Here is an 18,109-nt window from a genome sequence, read left to right as displayed (position 1 = left end):
GCGCCTCTTTCGCCCGTAGCATGTCAATCGATTGCTACACACCGCCCAGCGCGGCGTAACAATGGCGTTGCGCGTGGGGTTTTGAGAAAGGAATGTGGTCGGCAATGGATCACGCCAAGGTGGCAGGAGAGGTCGTCGAAGCAGTCGGCGGCGCATCCAACATCAGCGCAGCAGCACACTGCGCAACCCGTCTCCGCCTGGTGATCGCGGACGAGTCCAAGATCAACCAGCAGGCCCTCGATGACAATGAAGATCTGAAGGGCACATTCGCCGCCGGCGGCATGTTCCAGATCATCGTCGGTCCCGGCGATGTCGACCAGGTCTACGCCAACATGGTCGCGAACCATGGCGTACGTGAGGTCTCCAAGGACGAGGCCAAGGAAGAAGCCGAAAAGGGCGGAAACCTCTTCTCGCGCTTCATCAAGATGATTGCCGACATCTTCGTCCCGATCCTCCCGGCCCTTGTCGCCGGCGGTCTGATGATGGCCATCAACAACGTCATGACGGCCGAGGGCCTGTTCGGCGAGCAGCCCCTGACCGCCATGTACCCGGCGATCGCCGACTACGCGGCCCTGATCAACATGGTCTCCTCCGCGGCCTTCGCCTCGCTGCCGGTCCTCGTCGGCTTCTCCGCTGCGAAGCGTTTCGGCGGCAACGTCTACCTGGGTGCCGCGATCGGCGCGGCCATGGTTTCCTCCGACCTGCTCAATGCCTGGAATACGGGCGCGGCGCTCGCCGGTGAGGCACAGGTTAGTTACTGGCACATCTTCGGCATGGACGTCGCCAAGATCGGCTACCAGGCGCAGGTTATCCCGACCCTGGCCGTCACCTACGTCATGTGCCTCATTGAGAAGAGCCTGCACAAGGTCCTCAAGGGCACCGCGGACTTCCTGCTCACCCCGCTCATCACGATGCTGGTCACCGGCTTCCTGGCCTTCACGATCATCGGCCCCATCACCCGCGTGGCCGCCGAGTACCTGACCTGGGGCATCAACTGGACGTACACGACGCTCGGCGTTTTCGGCGGTCTGCTCTTCGGCCTCGTCTACAGCCCGGTCGTTGTGACCGGTCTGCACCAGTCCTTCCCGGCCATCGAAATCCCGCTGCTGCCCGTGAACGGTGGCGTCGGCGACTTCATCTTCCCCGTTGCCTCCATGGCGAACGTCGCGCAGGGCGCGGCCGCCCTCGCCGTCTTCGTGAAGACGAAGGACGCCAAGCTCAAGGGCCTTGCCGGTGCCGGTGGCGCGTCCGCCGTCTTCGGCATCACCGAGCCCGCGATCTTCGGCGTCAACCTGCGCCTGCGCTGGCCCTTCTTCTGCGCCATGGCCGCTGCTGCCATCGGCTCTGCGGGCGTCGCGCTGCTGAACGTGCGCGGTCAGGCGCTCGGGGCCGCCGGCTTCGTCGGTTTCGTGTCGATCATCCCCAAGTCGATCCCCGCATACATCGGCCTCGAACTGCTCGTCTTCGTCCTCTCCTTCGGCTTCACCTTCGCCTACGCCATGACGCGCGGCAAGGCCGACATGGATGGCCGTGCGCCCGCCGCCAAGGCTGCCGCTCCCGTGGCCGCCGCCGTGGCCGCCCCCGCTGCCGCGCCCGTGGCTGCTCCTGCCGCTGCCCCGGCTGCCGACCCGGCCACGTCCTTCAGCGACGAGGCGCTGGCTGACCTCTCGGTCGCCTCGCCTCTCGCGGGCACCGTGGTTCCGCTCGAGCAGGTCAAGGACGAGTCCTTCGCTCAGGGGATGCTCGGCCCCGGCATCGGCATCGAGCCCGCTGACGGCCTCGTCGTCGCGCCCTTTGACGGCACCGTGACCGTCGCCTTCCCGACCGGCCATGCCTACGGCCTCAAGTCCGCCTCCGGAGTCCAGGTCCTGATCCACGTCGGCATGGATACCGTCAAACTCGAAGGCAAGGGCTTCACACCCCGCGTCGCCAAGGGCGATGTCGTGCGCCGCGGCGACGTCCTTGCCGAGGTGGACCTCGACGTAATCCGCGAGGCCGGCTACGACACCATCACGCCCGTCGTCGTAACGAACAAGAAGAAGCTCGGCGCGATCACCCCGGTTGCGAGTGGTCAGATCCAGCGCGGAGACGCGCTGCTCGACGTGGCCCGCAAGGAGGCCTGAGCCTTCCGCGAGCCATTCCTGACCCAATGGGTGGGCGGCACCATCGCATGGCGGTGCCGCCCACCCTTTTGCTTCTCGTGGCTTGTTGCGCCGAGGTGGGGTGGGTTGCTTGGGGGTGTTGGGCTGGGTGATTGAGCCGTGGTGCGCCAGCGTTCGCGAACGCGTGAGTGGGTGATGTCGGGGCTGGTTGCTCGGGGGCGTTGGGGTGAGGTTGGGTTGCTGAGAGTGTGGTGCACCGGGGCGTTGGGTTGTGGCGGAGATGCCGGTGTTTGAGGGTCGTGGGGAGTCCAAGCCCATGGCCGTTGCGCCTGATTTCCTACCAATACCGCATGCGATGCACCTGCGTTAGTTGCAGGAAGTGACAGCAGAACGCCGGTATTTCGAGGTTTCTGTGGGTTTCGCGCGTGCGGCGAGCGAGAATTGCTTGCGAAATCTGTGGAGTCGCGGCTGCCAGTATTGATCGGTGGGGTGAGGCACCCCGTGGACATGAACGAACGCGTGAGCTGGGCCGTTGGGGTGGGGTGTTGGCCCGTTGATGCGCACCTGGGCCCTATAGGTGGAGCGTGGGCACCCCTGCCCACGCTCCACTCAACGGGTTAACGTGCGTATTGAGGGGCCCACGCTCCACTCAACGGGTTAACGTGCGAGAAGAGCAGCCGAAGTGTCCGTAGGCGCTCGCTTGCGGATAGGTTGCGAGCATACGGATAGGTTATGACGATGCGGATAGGTTAATAACCTATCCGCAAGCCGATAACCTATCCGCAAGCCGGTAACCTATCCGCGTGTGAACGGCTTGTTTGCGAACGTTCCTAGGGCCTCTCCGTCGGACACCGCCTGCCCGGTGCCTGCCTTAAGAGTTGCGAGCGAACGCGCCCAGGGGCTCCTTAGCGGGGCCGCAGGTTGCCCCGTTCCTCAATCCGTTGGCATCTTGTCGCAGGCCCCACGCGGTGTCAACGTCAATGCGGCGATGGCCGCGAACCCCATTGGCATCTTGTCGCAGCCCCCTCGCGGTGTCAACGTCTGACTCGGTCGCAGCCGGTATCTCGCGCTGCACGCCCTTACCGGGACACGAGGCATGCCCGCCGCAAACGATGTCGACCGGCTCCACCACACGCTGCACGCCCCTACAGCAACACGCCGCACGCCCTTGCAGGGATAGTGCTGTTGGCGCTCGCAGGAAGCCCCGCCGCAAGGTACTGCTACAGGGCCAGGGAACGCCCCGGAATCAGCATGCCCGGGAACTCCACCGTCTGAGCGGGTGCTGCCCCGGCCTCGTCGGAGGAGGAACGTGGAGCCTTGCCTTCGATCTGATCGAGGAGGATGGACACCGCGGCCTGGGCGATCTCTGCGATGGGCTGACGGATCGTCGCCAGGTGGGGGAGGGCGCGTCGCATCGTTTCCGTCCCGTCAAAGCCGATGATAGACAGATCAGTGGGGACCGATAGGCTGTGGGTGCGTGCCCACTCGAGGACCTCGGCGGCCGCCAGGTCGTCGGTCGCAAAAACGCCATCCACGGGAGAGGCTGCGCGCGCCTCATCCAGAGCGTTGCGCACCATCGCGAAGCGCTGCGGGGTCGGAGTGTCGAAGGGGACGGTGACGATGCGAGGGGTGAGCCCCGCTCGCTCGACCTCGGCACGGTAGCCTGCCTCGCGCAGGTTACGCGGGCCCGAACGGGACGTGAGCAGGAGAGGATGAGAGCACCCGCCCTCGATGAGAGCGCGAGTCGCCATCGCGCCCGCCTCCTCGTTCGCGCAGCGCACGTTCGGGACGGACGGACTCAGCTCGCGGTCGATCGTCACGAGCGGCATACGGATCGTGTCGTACTCGTCCAGGCCCTCGTTATGGGCACCTGAAATGATTCCGTCGACGCGGTTTCCCACGAGAAGCGACAGATACTCGCGCTCGCGGTCCGCGCGCCCCATGGAATTGCAGATGAGGATCCGGTACCCGGCCTCGGCCAGTGCGTTCTCGACCTCGACGGCCAGCTCGCCGAAGAACGGCAGGGAAACGGCGGGCACGATCAGGCCTACGGTCTGCGTGCGCTTGCCGTGCAGGGCGCGCGCCAGGGAATTGGGCCGATATCCGAGCGTCTGAATCGCGTCGGCCACGTTCTTCTTTGTCTTCTCCGACAGGTAGCCGCGGTTGTTGAGGACCCGAGATACCGTCGTCAGGCTCACTCCGGCAAGCTCGGCGACGTCGGCCAGCGTGGGTTCGCGGGAACTCATGCGCGTGCCCTTCCTTTCCTCGGTACTTCTCCAGTGTAGTTGGTGGGGCTCTCATGAGCTGCCCGTCACGTCGGCGAGGCTGGGACGCTATGTGTTTGACGCCCGTCAAACGGAAGATCGAACGGGACCTTTCGATGGTTTTCTGGCACATATTAAGGTGATGTATCCCATGTCACTGTCCGTGATACCGGATTATGCCTGGGTGTGTAACACCGATACGATGGGCCGTACGGGCACCTGTGTCTCACGATGGACATACCCGGATTTGAAAGGAACGACCATGATTTCCCGCACCGTTGCAATTGGTTCCTCCGTTGGCCTCCATGCGCGCCCCGCTTCCGTCCTCGCCGAGGCCGTCGAAGAGTCCGACGTTGAGGTGACGATCGCGTTTGACGGCGAGGAAGCCGACGCCGCGTCGCTCCTCGAGATCATGACCCTGGGAGCCAAGCACGGCGACGTTGTGACCCTGTCTACCGAGGATGATTCCGCGGGCGCGGTGCTCGACTCGCTCGTCGAGCTGCTCTCGCGTGACCTCGATCAGGAGTGAGCTAATGGCGACGCACGACGTCCTGCACGGCATCGGCGTCTCTGCCGGTACCGCCGCAGCCCCCGCCGCGATCGTTCAGCCTGCCCCCGGCGTCGACACGACCGAGCCGGGCAGCGTCGATGCTGCCGCCGACGGCACGCGTGTCCGGGAGGCGCTTGCAGCTGTCTCTGCTCGTCTGAGTGAGCGAGCAGCGAATGCGCCGGAGGAGACGAAGGCGATCCTCAAGGCCACTGCACAGCTCGCGGGAGACCGCGGCCTGGCAAAGGCGGTCGATAAGAAGCTCAAGAAGGGCCTCGGTGTGACCCAGGCCGTCCATGACGCCGTAGAGGACTACGCGCAGATGCTGCGTGGCCTGGGTGGCTACATGGCTGAGCGCGCGACCGACCTCTACGACGTGCGCGATCGTGCGATCTGCGAGCTTCGTGGCCTGCCCGAGCCGGGCGTCCCGGCTTTCGACGGCCCCGTCGTCCTCGTGGCCCGGGACCTGGCGCCCGCCGAGACCGCGACCCTGAATCCTGAGACCGTTCTCGGCATCATTACCGAGGTTGGCGGCCCTACGTCGCATACGGCGATCCTGGCTGCACAGCTGGGCATCCCCGCGATCGTCAAGGCCGAGGGCATCATGGAGGTCGAGGAAGGCACGATGCTGGCCCTCGATGGGGGCGTCGGCGAGGTCATCGTCGCCCCCACCGATTCCGAGGTGGAGCTGCTCAAGGAGCGCTCGCGTCGCCGTGCGCTTGCCCTGGCCGGCTCGACCGGCGAGGGCGCGACCTACGACGGCTACCGCGTCAAGCTCCTGGCCAACATCGGCACGGTCGACGACGCTCTCAAGTCCTCGAAGGTCGACCTGAGGGGGTCGGGCCTGTTCCGCACGGAGTTCCTGTTCCTGGAGCGCTCGGAAGCCCCGACGCTGGAGGAGCAGATCGACACGTACACGAAGGTCCTGCAGGCCTTCGGATCGCGCCGCGTGGTCGTGCGTACGCTCGACGCCGGTGCTGATAAGCCGCTGAGCTTCGCGGACCTGGGTGCCGAGGAGAACCCCGCCCTGGGCGTGCGCGGCCTGCGCCTGTGCCAGGTGCGCGAGGACCTCATCGACACGCAGCTGCAGGCCCTCGCCGCCGCCCACAAGGCGACGGGTGCGGACCTGTGGGTCATGGCCCCCATGGTCGCGACCGCAGACGAAGCCAAGTGGTTCGCCGATAAGGCGCGCGGCTACGGCCTGCCCAAGGTCGGCATCATGATCGAGGTGCCCGCGGCCGCCCTGCGAGCCGAGCAGCTCCTGTCGATCGTGGACTTCGCGTCCATCGGTACCAACGACCTGACGCAGTACACGATGGCTGCCGACCGTCTGGACGGCAACCTGGCACCCCTCCTGGATCCGTGGCAGCCCGCGGTCCTGGAGATGATCCGCCACGCCTGCAACGGTGGTCGTGCGACGGGCAAGCCTATCGGCGTGTGCGGCGAGGCCGGCGGCGATCCGCTGCTTGCCCTGGTCCTCACCGGCCTGGGTGTGGCATCCCTGTCGATGGCCCCCTCGAAGGTCAACGCCGTGCGCGCCGCCCTGCGTATGCACGACCTGGCGACCTGCCAGCAGATGGCCGCGTTTGCCGTGGATGCGCCCAACGCGAAGGAAGGTCGCGACAACGTCTTGAAGCTGGTGGCTCCGGCGATGCTGGATCTGCTCTGATTTGACGTGTCTGACACACGACAGGGGCCCGGGAAGCAACTGCTTCCCGGGCCCGCTGTCGTGTGGCCCGGTGCCTCGTCAGGCGCGGCGCGCGGATTCGGCGGGGTTTGATGCCGACGAGACGGTTCCCGCCTTCGTCTTCTTGTTGGAATGTCCGGAGAAGAGGGCAGTAACAATCAGGATGACGCCGAGGCCGGCGACGGCGCTGATCCCGAGGATTGGAAGGCTGAAGCTCGTGATGTACGTTTCGGCGATGAGCAATACCCCCACCATGCACACCAGGATGGCCCAGATGAAAGAGCCGACCCTCACGCCTCTGCTGGGTGCCTCCGGGAGGGGATGCGTCGAGCCGTAGCTGTTCTGGGCGCTCCACGTCTGAGTTCCTGGCGTTGCACCGACTGGGCCGGTGCCTGCAGCCGGGGAGTCGCCCGAGGAAGAAGAGGAGTAAGTTCCCGCTCCGGCCTCGTTCCCCTGCGGAGCCTGCTCGCCCGTGAAAGCCGGGTCGAAAGCGGTGGCGCCACCCGGCCTTAGCGAACCCACAGGAGAGCCGGCCTGCGCCTGTGTGCTTTCAGCGCCCGGTGCAGCCGTCGGGCTCGCAGCGTCAGCGTCTGAGCGAAAAGGATCGACAGGCATCTGCGCGGTTGGCGCCTCGCGGAAGAGCGCGAGGGGATCCGAGGAGGACTCGGGAGAGGATGTCGGCATCTCGACCGTTGCATCCAGGTTTGGAGTGGTCGGCAGCGCCGTCGTCTCTTCGACGCTGGGCATCTGGGTGGTCTTATCGTCGTTTGAGGGCGTCATGGTCGTGTTCCTTCCTCAGTTACCCGACTGGGAGCTGGTGGGGGTGTCGGTCGGCGTCTCGGAGGGGGTGGGCGACGGGGTTGCATCCGGCGCGGACGTCCACTTTCGAGCGGCGTCGGGCGATTGAACGATCGTCAGTGTGTCCATCCTCGCCGTATCGGCGATGAGTACCGTGAGGCCACCAAGGTTGGGCTTGCCCCAGGAAGGGGACGACACGGTCTTACCGGAGCAGTTGTCCAGGTCAGCCGCCCAACCGTCGTCGTCCATGTTGGTGGACAGGGTGTCGATACTGGACTGGCACACGATCTGTATTGGCTGTCCCTCGGATACCTGAATGGTGAGTCGCTTCCACGCCCGCCAGTCGACCGTGATCGTCTTGGTCGTGCCGACGGGAGCGCCGGTCAGGTCGAGGACGGTCGTGGCCGTCGGATCGGTACCGCTGACGGTATCAACCGTCCAGTCGAGCGTATTCGCGGAACCGGTGTTGGTATTGAAGTTTACGTTGGCTGGGTTGCCTCCTTGAGAGCCAATGATGGCTGTTGGGAGCGCGAAGACGAAGCCGATGACGGACAGGGTGGTAAGCCAGCCGGCGCGTCGGTCACGCAGGGCGGCGATTGCCAGGGAGAGGCCGACGACGATGAGGCACACTCCGCCGCCGATCGCGATGATTCGGGCGATCGTGAGGTCTAGTGTCTCGGCGGAGATGTAGGGAATCGTCACGCCCTCGCCGACAGCGTACAAACCGGTGAACACGGCTGCGAAGACGAGCACGACAATGCCCGTAATCGCGAGGTTCGCGCGAGCAGACACGGCGCGTGGGCTGTGCGTCGGCAGCGCGGGTGCGGTCCATTGACGAGGTCGGGGCGAATTCGCTGCGGACGTCCAGCCTGCGCTGGTCTGGGAGGGATGGGCGGTCGGTGGAGGTGTCCAGCCGGGGTGATGCTGTGACGCTCGCGCCGCATCCGGTGAACCCGACGGGCTGTTCGCTGCGGGTGTGCCGGCAGGGCCTGCGGGCGCACCGGTGGAGGAGGCCCCCGGGGATGACTGCGTGTTGTTGTGCGGGTGCATCGTGTTCTCCGATCTCTTAGCGGCCGGAGCGCTCTGATCAAAAGGGGCGGACGCTCCCATCGCCGACGTCTTGTTCTGAGGAGTGTGGTTCTGGGGCGCACCGTACGGGGGCGCGCCGTGCTGGGTCGTGTGGTTCTGGGGCATGCCGTATTGGGGCATGCCGTACTGAGGAGCGCCATGCTGCGGGGTACCGTACGGGGGAGCGCCGTGTCGATGCGGGCCGCTCTGAGAAGCGGAGCGCACAACGCTCACGATGACCACGACGATGGCTGTCATGGCAGCAGCCAACGCGAGCAGCTGGAACCAGCCGAAGCCCACGCCGTTGACAATTCCGATCGACGACAGTGCCGATGACAGACCGGCGAGAACCATGAACACGCCACCGATAACTGCGACGTCGAATCGTCCCTCTAGCGTTTCTTCGGCATGAATGCGACCGTCGGCGGCCTCGGGTAGGAGAAGCCAGGCAAGACCGTAGGCGATCGCAACTACGGGCATACACAGCGTTGCAACCACCATGACGACGCGCACGAGGGTCAGATCCCACCCCTGGCGTGCCGAAAGGCCCGAGCATACGCCGGCGATCGTGCGATTCTGAGCGCGGTACCAGCCCGAGCCTCGAATCGCGTCAAAGAAACCTTGGCGGGGTGGGCGCTGGTACTGGGCGTTGGGGTCTGATGTGCCATTGGGCCAACTCATGGTCCACTTCCTCTCGATGGGATCCACGAGACGCGGATCGATACCACTACTCAACCAAAGTGACGGGTCCCCCCGAAAGTAGGGGACCCCCTGAACTGCCCCTGATTGTTCTGGGGGTACCCCGGAGAATGCCCCGACACATGCCACAATGGGATTGTGAGCAGACCCGAACAATCCCCGCACCCGGGTTGGACGCCGCCCATTCCGGCCCCGCCGGCCAGGCCTCCGCTCGTGCGTGCGACAGTCGCGAGCCCGGACATGCAGGCCCCCTGGATGGGCGGCGTGTGCTCCGGTCTCGCCGTGCACCTGGGAGTGTCGGTCGCGCTCGTGCGCATCGTCGTCGTCTGCCTGAGCGTCGTCGGCATCGGTATCGGTGTCTACCTGTGGCTGTGGGTGAGCGTCCCCGAAGACAATCCCGAGCGAACCGACAACGGGACACTCAGCCCCGGCCTCGTCCGACTGCGCGAGGAACGCGCCAGCCAGGTGTCACGCAACCGCATGATTGTTGTCGGCGTCGCCCTGCTCGGTGGCGCGATCGCAGGCACCATCTTGAACGCGACGAGCACATTGGACTGGCGCGACATGGGTGCCATCGTGTCGATCGTTGCGGGTATCTCCCTCGTGTGGAGCCAAAGTCGCAACGTACGAAGCTGGCGGTCCTGGCGCTTTGTCGGTTCCGTTGTGGGCGGTATCGCGCTGCTGAGCCTCGGCGTCGTCATGGAGGCGTCGCGCGACAATCCACCCGTCGTCCTGCTGCGCGGAGGCCTCATAGGAGTCGCCATCGTCGCGGGTGTCCTCTTCGCCTTCGGCCCCTTGTGGGTGCGCACCACGAAGGACCTGTCCGAGGCCCAAGCCCAGCGTGTGCGCGAAGCCGAGAGGGCAGACATCGCCGCTCACCTGCACGATTCCGTGCTCCAGGCCCTCACCCTCATCCGTGCCTCCGCCGAAGACCCCGCCCGCGTGCGCGCCATCGCCCTCACCGAGGAGCGCGAACTGCGCGCGTGGCTCTACACGGGCCACTCGCAGGCCGCCGACTCGCTCGAATCCGCCGTCACCGAAGGCGTCGTCGGCGTCGAGAGCCGCTACGGCGTGCCCATCAGCGTCGTCGTCGTTGGCGACATGCGCCCCGGGCCCGGCGAGCTCGCGATGGTCGCCGCCCTGTCCGAGGCCTGCCAAAACGCCGTGCGCCACGGCGCCCCGCCCGTCTCCGTCTACGTCGAGGTGCGTGCCCGCGTCGTCGAGGCCTACATCAAGGACAACGGCCCGGGCCTCGACCCCGCGGACATCGCGCCCGACCGCCACGGCGTACGCGACTCCATCGTCGGACGCATGCGCCGAGCCGGAGGAAGTGCCACGATCAGGCGTCTCGCGGTTGGAACCGAAATCGCTCTGAGCGTGCCGCGCTCCGATATCCTGGAAGAAACAGCGCCCAACTGGAGGACACAGTGACCATTCGCATCCTCGTCATCGACGACCACCCCATGGTTCGCGCAGGCGTGCGCGCCGAGCTCGAAAACTCAGGGGCCGACCTTGAGGTCGTCGGAGACGCCTCCGACGTTGAGGGCGCCATCGCAGCGTGCCGCGCGCTCACCCCGGACGTCGCCCTCCTCGACGTGCACCTGCCCGGCGGAAACGGCGGAGGTGGCGCTGAGGTCGCCAGCACCTGCCGTGATATTGAGGGACTGCATTTCCTGGCCCTGTCCGTCTCGGACGCCGCCGAGGACGTCGTCCAGGTCATCCGAGCGGGCGCACGCGGATACGTCACGAAGTCGATTGCCACCCCCGACCTCGTCGAGGCTATCGGCCGCGTCGCCGCCGGTGACGCCGCCTTTAGCCCGCGCCTGGCCGGCTTCGTACTCGACGCCTTCGGGACCGGCGAAGTCTCCGCGACCGACACCGAGCTGGACCTGCTGTCCGCGCGCGAACAGGAGGTCATGCGCCTCATCGCACGCGGCTACACCTACAAGGAAGTCGCCCACGACCTGTTCATTTCCATCAAGACCGTCGAGACCCACGTGAGTGCGGTCCTGCGCAAGCTCCAGCTCTCCAACCGCAATGAGCTGACCCGCTGGGCGATGCAGCGACACATCGTGTGAAGTCGGACCCCTTTCGTGCGCCCTGCTCCTGGCGTTCGGCTCGCGCGTGCCTACAATGGAATTCCGAGAGCGTGACAGCGCCTGACCGCCCCCGCACGGACGGCCCCTTTATTTCCGCGACCTCGGAGGATGCATGCACCGCATCGGTTTTGATAGTGATCAGTACGTCGAGATGCAGTCTCGACACATTGCCCAACGACGCAGCGAGTTTGGCGGCAAGCTGTATCTGGAGTTCGGCGGCAAACTGATCGACGACATGCACGCGTCGCGCGTTCTTCCCGGTTTTACGCCCGACAACAAGGTGCGTATGCTGCGCGAGCTGGCCGACGAAGTCGAGATCATCGTCGCCGTCAACGCCAAGGATTTCGCGCGACGCAAGGTGCGCGCCGACATGGGCACCACCTACGACGACGAGGTCCTGCGCCAGATCGATGAGCTGCGCGAGCGCGGCCTGTACGTCGGCTCCGTCGTCATCACCCAGTGGACGGACGACAACAAGGCGGCCGCCGACGTCAAGGAACGTTTCGAGAAGCTCGGCATCCGCGTCTACCGCCACTTCCCGATCCCCGGCTACCCCTCGGACGTCGATCGCATCGTCTCGGACGAGGGCTACGGCGCCAACGAGTACGTGGAGACCAGCCGCAACCTCGTCGTCGTGACGGCTCCCGGCCCGGGCTCCGGCAAGATGGCGACGTGCCTGTCGCAGCTGTACCACGACCACAAGCGTGGGATCGAGTCGGGGTACGCGAAGTGGGAGACCTTCCCGATCTGGAACATTGCGCTGGATCACCCGGTCAACATCGCCTACGAGGCGGCCACCGCCGACCTCGACGACGTCAACATGATTGATCCCTTCCACCTCGAGGCGTACGGGATCAAGACGGTCAACTACAACCGCGACGTCGAAATCTTCCCGGTCCTGAACCGCCTCTTCGAGAAGATTCTCGGATCCTCCCCGTACAAGAGCCCAACCGACATGGGCGTCAACATGGCGGGCCACTGCATCGTCGACGACGAGGCCTGCAGGGAGGCCTCGCGCCAGGAGATCATCCGCCGCTACTACAAGGCCCTGGTCACCGAGAAGAAGGAGATGAGCGAGCCCGTGCAGTCGGCGCGCATCTCCCTGCTGATGAGCCGCGTGGGTGTGGGTCGCATGGACCGTCCGGTCGTGCGTCCGGCCCTCGAGCTGGCCGAGGCCACGGGCGAGCCGGCCGCCGCGATAGAACTGCCCGACGGACGCATCGTCACGGGTAAGACATCGGAGCTGCTGGGCTGCTCCTCGGCGATGCTCCTCAACGCCCTGAAGCTGCTCGCGGGCCTGCCGGACGAGGTCCAGCTCCTGGCTCCGCAGTCGATCGAGCCGATCCAGCGTCTCAAGACCCACGACCTGGGGTCGCGCAACCCGCGCCTGCACACCGACGAGGTCCTCATCGCGCTCGCGGTCAGCGCCAACGGCGACGACAACGCGCGCCGTGCGCTGGACAAGCTGAGCTCGCTGCGCGGCTGCGACGTGCACGAGTCGGTCATCCTGGGCCCCGTGGACGAGGGCATCTTCCGGTCCCTGGGCATCCAGGTGACGACGGAGCCGGTGTACGCCACGAAGTCGCTGTACCGCAAGAAGTAATCTCTTCGACGAGGCCGGGGTGTCCTTCGCGTTCCATCGCGGGGAGGCCCCGGCCTCGTCGTGTGCGCCCTTTCGTGGTTGGCGCCACCCGGGACGGGGGTCGCAGGTGTGGGTGGGGCGGTTTACCCTTGGAGACGATGAGTGACTCGACTTCTTTGCCCGACCTTGGTTTCCTGATCGGCCCCGACGGGGGTTTCCAGGACGACTACGTGCCACCGGAGGTGCCCGCCTTTGATGTGGAGGACGCCCTGGGTGCCGACACGTGGCCGGATATCGCGGTACCCGGCGGAGCGTCGGGTGCTCCGTCGGCGTGGGAGCCTCCCGCACCCTCGGGCGGCTTGTCGTCCGGCTGGGAGCGGGCATCTCGCCCGGTCGTGGATCCCGAGTCGCTCACGCGTGGCCTTAACGATCGTCAGCGCGAGGCGGTGACGCACGCGGGTTCGCCCCTGCTCATCCTGGCGGGCGCAGGCTCCGGCAAGACGCGCGTGCTCACGCACCGCATCGCCTACCTGCTGGCCACGGGCCGCGCACGGGCGGGCGAGATTCTGGCGATCACCTTCACGAACAAGGCGGCGGCCGAGATGCGCGAGCGAGCGGGTGCCCTCGTGGGCGACGATGCGCGCCGCATGTGGGTGTCGACCTTCCACTCGGCGTGCGTGCGCCTGCTGCGCTACGAGCATGAGGCGGCGGGGCTGTCCTCGTCCTTCACGATCTACGACGCCCAGGACTCCCAGCGCCTCATCCAGATGGTCCTCAAGGCCATGGACGTCGACATCAAGCGCTTCACCCCGAAGATGGTGGCGGCGCGCATTTCGGACGCGAAGAACGAGCTTATCGGCCCGAAGCGTTACGCCGAGACGGCTGGCAAAGACCCCGTCTCTCGCATCGTCGCCGACGCCTACGTCGAGTACGACAAGCGCATGCGCGCCTCGAACGCGCTGGACTTCGACGACCTCATCATGCGCACCGTCGATCTGCTGCGTGAGAACCCGCTGATTGCCGAGCACTATCACCGCCGCTTCCGCCACATCCTCGTGGACGAGTACCAGGACACCAACCACGCCCAGTATGTGCTTGTACGTGCCCTCGTGGGGGACGGCAAGGACGGCGTGCAACCCGCCGAGCTGACCGTCGTGGGCGACTCCGACCAGTCGATCTACGCCTTCCGTGGCGCCACGATCCGTAACATCGAGGAGTTCGAGCGCGACTTCACGGGCGCGCGCACTATCCTGCTTGAGCAGAACTATCGCTCGACGCAGAACATCCTGTCGGCCGCGAACGCTGTCATCGCCCGCAACACGGGGCGCCGCGCGAAGAACCTGTGGACGGCCTCGGGCGATGGTGCGCTCATTACGTTGGACGCCGCCGATTCCGAGCACGACGAGGCTCGCTTCGTCGTCGGTGAGATCGACCGCCTCGCTGATACGGGCGTTGAGTGGGGCGATATCGCGGTCTTCTATCGCACGAACGCCCAGTCCCGCGCACTCGAGGAACTCCTCGTGCGCCAGGGCATCCCGTACCGCGTCGTCGGCGGTACGCGCTTCTACGAGCGCCGCGAAATCAAGGACGCGCTGGCGTACCTGCAGGTCATCTCCAACCCCGATGATACGGTTGCGGCTCGCCGCGTCCTCAACGTTCCTAAGCGAGGCATCGGTGCCAAGGCCGAGGAGGCCATCGCGGCGCACGCCGCCCATTACGGCATCTCCTTTGGTGCCGCCCTGCGCCACCTGTGGCTGCGCGCAGGAAGCCCCGCCGGTGAGGGGGAGGGCATCGACGTCGATACGCTCGCTCGTTGCACGGACGAGGCTTCCGTTGAGTCCTCTGCCCGGGTTTCCTCGGATGAAACAGCGGGGGAGGACACGGTTGTGAGCGACGCTGCTGCTCAGAGTGCTCCTGCCCCGGCCTCGTCCGCGGTATCGACCGAGAACGCTCCCGAGGTCCTGGGTATCACCCCGCGCGCCGCGAAGTCGGCGGCCTCCTTCTGGGGGCTCATCGAAACTCTGCGCGCCGCGGAGGCGCGCGGCGCATCGCAGGCCGACATCCTTGAAGAGGTCCTGGACCGGACCGGCTACCTCGCGGAGCTGCGCCGCAGCGAAGACCCGCAGGATGCTTCGCGCGTGGAAAACCTCGCGGAACTGCACTCGGTCGCCGGAGCCTTCGCGGCCGACGCTCCCGGCGGAACTCTCGCGGACTTCCTCGAGCGCGTCGCTCTCGTGGCGGACTCGGACCAGGTGCCCGCAGAGGGGGAGCGCGGTGGGCAGGTCACCCTCATGACCGTACACACCGCGAAGGGCCTGGAATTCCCGTCCGTGTTCGTCACCGGAATGGAAGACGGCACCTTCCCGCATCAGCGCAGCCTGGGGGACGAGAGTGAGTTGGAGGAGGAACGTCGCCTGGCGTACGTGGCTATCACACGTGCGCGCGAACGCCTCTACCTGACGCGTGCCGCCGTCCGCAGCGCGTGGGGAACGCCCCAGGAGATGCCGCCCTCGCGATTCATTGATGACATTCCCGCTGAGCTTCTCGACGTGCGCCGTGCGGCCACGTCGGGGGAGCGCATGCGCGCCTCCTATGGCTCCGGATCGTACGCTTCGGGATCCTACGGGCGCTCTCGTCGCTCCGATGGGCGCGACCCGTGGGGCGATACCGACACGGGTGCCTTCGGGTCCGGCCGTGGTGGTGCCTCCGCACAGACTGCAGGCATTCGCAAGGTCACCCGCATGGGTGTCGCACCTGCCGCCAAGCCCGCCGACGACAAGGCGCTGCTGTCCCTCAAGGTCGGCGACCGCATCAAGCACGCCACCCTGGGTGCAGGCACCGTCACCGGCATCGAAGGCGAGGGGCCGCGCACCGTGGCCCGAATCCGTTTCGGCCTGGGCGAGAAGCGCCTGCTTGTGCGCATGGCACCGATGGAGAAGATTTCCTAGCTTTTCCCGCTGGTTTTTCGGCGTCGCGTGGCTTGTGCCGCGCCTCATATCCGGGGATCGTGTTGCTTGTCTTGTCGCGCCGGGCTGCTGGTTGTGCCGGTAGGAGATGGCTCGCTCGTACGTCATGATGCGGGAGTGCGACAACGGGACCGCTGGTTGTGCTGGTAGGCGGTGTCCCGACCGCGACGGCGAGCGCGTGGGGCGCGTCGTTGTGCTGCTGGTTGTGTCGGTGGGCGGTGTCCTGCCCGCGAGATCGCCACGCGCGACCTTCGCCCCGATTGGTCGATCACGAGGCCTGCCCTGCCATCGCTCGCCGGAACCTGTGCCGTACCGCTGTGTCTCGCGTGTTGCTGCGCGTCCCTGCCGCCGTCCGCCGGCACCAAGGCCACTCCGCGTAGGCCACGCGGCACCCCCCACGCCGGTGGCGTCCGCTGCGCATGCGGATAGGTTGTCGGCGTGAGATCGGCGTGTTCGAGTCGAGGGGGTACCCGCCGCGCACGCGGATAGGTTGTCGGCTCATGGATAGGTTATGAGGGTGCGGATAGGTTATTAACCTATCCGCGTGGCGATAACCTATCCATATCGCCATAGCCTATCCGCATCTTTGGAACCCATTCACGAAAACGACAATGAGGCATCGAGGTGGCCTTCTCTCAGGTGGCAGTGGGGGCTTTTACCCGACACGAAGCCATCTGAGGGGCGTGTGACCCTGGTGTCGTGCAATTCTCCCTCGGTCGTTGCCGGTGCGCCGGTGCCAACGGGCGTGTGACCCTGGTGTCGTGCAGTTCCCCCTCGGTCCGGGCCGGTACGTCGCCACCGACGCGCGTGGTTGACCCTCGTGTCGTGAAAATCCCCGGCGGCCGTCCGCGCGCCTTTGCCGGGGGTCCCGTATGCGCCGCCCCTCGGGTCGTTCCTCCGCGTTGGAGTCTGTTCGGTCGCTCGAGCTTCGGCAGGAGCGTGATCACCGTACCCCCGGCAACGCAAAGCATTGACAAAGGGAAAGGCCCGTCCGGTCAAGGCTGTGACAAGCCTTGATAATGGGAGGAAATGGCGCGTTTGTGCCGGTCGCACGTTAGAATTATTGCGCTGACCACACCACGTTCAACGGAGGGAATAAGGTGGATCTCTACGAGTACCAGGCCCGGCAGATGTTTAAGGAGCACGGCGTGCCCGTGCTCGACTACCGCCTGGCGTCAACCCCCGAAGAGGCGCGCGAGGGTGCGCGCGAACTCCTGGAGGACGGTGCCTCGCTCCTGGTCGTCAAGGCGCAGGTCAAGACCGGGGGCCGCGGCAAGGCCGGCGGCGTCAAGCTCGCTCACACAGCCGACGAGGCCTACGAGAAGGCTGAGGCGATCCTCGGCCTCGACATCAAGGGCCACATCGTCAAGAAGGTCATGATCGCATCCGGCGCGGACATCGCCGCCGAATACTACTTCTCGATCCTGCTGGACCGCTCGAACCGCCGCCACCTGGCGATGTGCTCGCGCGAGGGCGGCATGGACATCGAAACCCTCGCGAAGGAACGCCCCGAGGCACTGGCCCGCGTCCCCCTCGACCCCGCCGTCGGCATCGACGCCCAGGTCGCCCGCCACATCGCGAAGCAGGCGGGCTTCGACGAGGAAACGGCCGAGGCCATCGCGCCCGTCCTCGAGACCCTGTGGACGGTGTACCGCGAGGAGGACGCGACCCTTGTCGAGGTCAACCCGCTGGTCTCCAGCCCCGACGGCTCCGTGTGGGCCGTGGACGGCAAGGTCACCCTTGACGACAACGCGCGCTTCCGCCACCCCGGCCACGCCGAGCTCGTGGACGTCGCCGCGCAGGACCCGCGAGAGGCCGCCGCGAAGGCCGCGGGACTCAACTACGTACGCCTGGAAGGCCAGGTCGGCATCATCGGTAACGGCGCGGGCCTGGTCATGTCGACGCTCGACGTGGTCGCGATGGCCGGCGAAGAGTTCGGCGGCATGAAGCCCGCGAACTTCCTCGATATCGGCGGCGGTGCCTCGGCCGAGGTCATGGCCAAGGGTCTCGACATCATCCTCGGCGACGAGCAGGTCCGCTCCGTATTCGTCAACGTCTTCGGCGGCATCACCGCCTGCGATCAGGTTGCCCGAGGCATCGTCGGCGCGCTCGAGACGCTGGGCGACGCGGCCTCCAAGCCGCTGGTCGTGCGCCTCGATGGCAACAAGGTCGAGGAAGGGCGAGCGATCCTCACGCAGGCTGCCCACCCGCTTGTCCACATGGAAGAAACGATGGACGGGGCGGCCCGGCGCGCGGCCCAGCTCGCAGCCCAGGCCTCGTCGAAGTAACGACCCGAG

11 protein-coding genes are annotated in these 18,109 nt (G+C 66.3%); 8 read left to right on the top strand and 3 right to left on the bottom strand.

Annotated features, from left to right (window positions below; genetic code table 11):
* The first annotated feature begins 104 nt into the window (after nucleotides 1–104).
* Entirely contained in the window at nucleotides 105–2,123 is a 2,019-nt protein-coding gene (locus tag RDV55_RS02715) for a PTS sucrose transporter subunit IIABC (protein WP_111822648.1), read from the top strand.
* Between the two features lie 1,199 nt (nucleotides 2,124–3,322).
* Here the strand turns inward: RDV55_RS02715 and RDV55_RS02710 are convergent.
* Nucleotides 3,323–4,348 (bottom strand): LacI family DNA-binding transcriptional regulator, encoded by a 1,026-nt coding sequence (locus tag RDV55_RS02710; protein ID WP_111822649.1) that lies wholly within the window; start codon nucleotides 4,346–4,348, stop codon nucleotides 3,323–3,325.
* A 280-nt stretch (nucleotides 4,349–4,628) separates the two neighbouring features.
* On the opposite strand from RDV55_RS02710, the gene RDV55_RS02705 reads away from it, so the two are divergent.
* Together RDV55_RS02705 and ptsP are read left to right on the top strand one after the other, a co-directional pair.
* Nucleotides 4,629–4,895, top strand: a complete 267-nt coding sequence (locus RDV55_RS02705; RefSeq protein WP_111822650.1) for an HPr family phosphocarrier protein — start codon at nucleotides 4,629–4,631, stop codon at nucleotides 4,893–4,895.
* Nucleotides 4,896–4,899: 4 nt separating this feature from the next.
* Nucleotides 4,900–6,582: a phosphoenolpyruvate--protein phosphotransferase gene (gene ptsP / locus RDV55_RS02700; RefSeq protein ID WP_111822651.1), complete on the top strand. Its 1,683-nt coding sequence runs from the start codon at nucleotides 4,900–4,902 to the stop codon at nucleotides 6,580–6,582.
* A 78-nt stretch (nucleotides 6,583–6,660) separates the two neighbouring features.
* Here the strand turns inward: ptsP and RDV55_RS02695 are convergent, their stop codons facing one another.
* Nucleotides 6,661–7,380 (bottom strand): hypothetical protein, encoded by a 720-nt coding sequence (locus RDV55_RS02695; protein WP_111822652.1) that lies wholly within the window; start codon nucleotides 7,378–7,380, stop codon nucleotides 6,661–6,663.
* Nucleotides 7,381–7,395: 15 nt separating this feature from the next.
* Entirely contained in the window at nucleotides 7,396–9,147 is a 1,752-nt protein-coding gene (locus RDV55_RS02690; protein WP_165835817.1) for a PspC domain-containing protein, read from the bottom strand.
* A gap of 258 nt (nucleotides 9,148–9,405) precedes the next feature.
* Between RDV55_RS02690 and RDV55_RS02685 the strand changes: the two genes are divergently transcribed.
* From RDV55_RS02685 to sucC, 5 genes are all read left to right on the top strand, one after another.
* Entirely contained in the window at nucleotides 9,406–10,596 is a 1,191-nt protein-coding gene (locus tag RDV55_RS02685; protein WP_111823108.1) for an ATP-binding protein, read from the top strand.
* The gene (locus RDV55_RS02680) at nucleotides 10,593–11,243 is read left to right on the top strand and encodes a LuxR C-terminal-related transcriptional regulator (protein WP_111822654.1); all 651 of its coding nucleotides are present in this window, start codon (nucleotides 10,593–10,595) and stop codon (nucleotides 11,241–11,243) included. The genes RDV55_RS02685 and RDV55_RS02680 overlap by 4 nt, the downstream gene beginning before the upstream one ends.
* A 133-nt stretch (nucleotides 11,244–11,376) precedes the next feature.
* Nucleotides 11,377–12,867: a DUF1846 domain-containing protein gene (locus RDV55_RS02675; RefSeq protein WP_111822655.1), complete on the top strand. Its 1,491-nt coding sequence runs from the start codon at nucleotides 11,377–11,379 to the stop codon at nucleotides 12,865–12,867.
* A gap of 137 nt (nucleotides 12,868–13,004) precedes the next feature.
* The gene (locus RDV55_RS02670) at nucleotides 13,005–15,794 is read left to right on the top strand and encodes a UvrD-helicase domain-containing protein (RefSeq protein WP_111822656.1); all 2,790 of its coding nucleotides are present in this window, start codon (nucleotides 13,005–13,007) and stop codon (nucleotides 15,792–15,794) included.
* 1,118 nt (nucleotides 15,795–16,912) lie between these two features.
* A complete protein-coding gene (sucC, locus tag RDV55_RS02665; protein ID WP_111822657.1) occupies nucleotides 16,913–18,100 on the top strand; it encodes an ADP-forming succinate--CoA ligase subunit beta in 1,188 nt (395 codons plus the stop codon).
* The last annotated feature ends 9 nt before the right edge of the window (nucleotides 18,101–18,109 follow it).

Source organism: Schaalia odontolytica, assembly GCF_031191545.1.
In the GTDB taxonomy this organism is placed as follows: domain Bacteria; phylum Actinomycetota; class Actinomycetes; order Actinomycetales; family Actinomycetaceae; genus Pauljensenia; species Pauljensenia odontolytica.
This window is presented reverse-complemented; position numbering and strand designations above follow the sequence as displayed.

Excerpts from the sequence above, each read along its gene's own strand:
- RDV55_RS02710 (WP_111822649.1), bottom strand. The coding sequence starts at position 4,348 with ATGAGTTCCCGCGAACCCACGCTGGCCGACGTCGCCGAGCTTGCCGGA.
- RDV55_RS02695 (WP_111822652.1), bottom strand. The coding sequence starts at position 7,380 with ATGACGCCCTCAAACGACGATAAGACCACCCAGATGCCCAGCGTCGAA.
- RDV55_RS02715 (WP_111822648.1), top strand. The coding sequence starts at position 105 with ATGGATCACGCCAAGGTGGCAGGAGAGGTCGTCGAAGCAGTCGGCGGC.
- RDV55_RS02685 (WP_111823108.1), top strand. The coding sequence starts at position 9,406 with ATGCAGGCCCCCTGGATGGGCGGCGTGTGCTCCGGTCTCGCCGTGCAC.
- ptsP (WP_111822651.1), top strand. The coding sequence starts at position 4,900 with ATGGCGACGCACGACGTCCTGCACGGCATCGGCGTCTCTGCCGGTACC.
- RDV55_RS02670 (WP_111822656.1), top strand. The coding sequence starts at position 13,005 with ATGAGTGACTCGACTTCTTTGCCCGACCTTGGTTTCCTGATCGGCCCC.
- RDV55_RS02705 (WP_111822650.1), top strand. The coding sequence starts at position 4,629 with ATGATTTCCCGCACCGTTGCAATTGGTTCCTCCGTTGGCCTCCATGCG.
- RDV55_RS02675 (WP_111822655.1), top strand. The coding sequence starts at position 11,377 with ATGCACCGCATCGGTTTTGATAGTGATCAGTACGTCGAGATGCAGTCT.
- RDV55_RS02690 (WP_165835817.1), bottom strand. The coding sequence starts at position 9,147 with ATGAGTTGGCCCAATGGCACATCAGACCCCAACGCCCAGTACCAGCGC.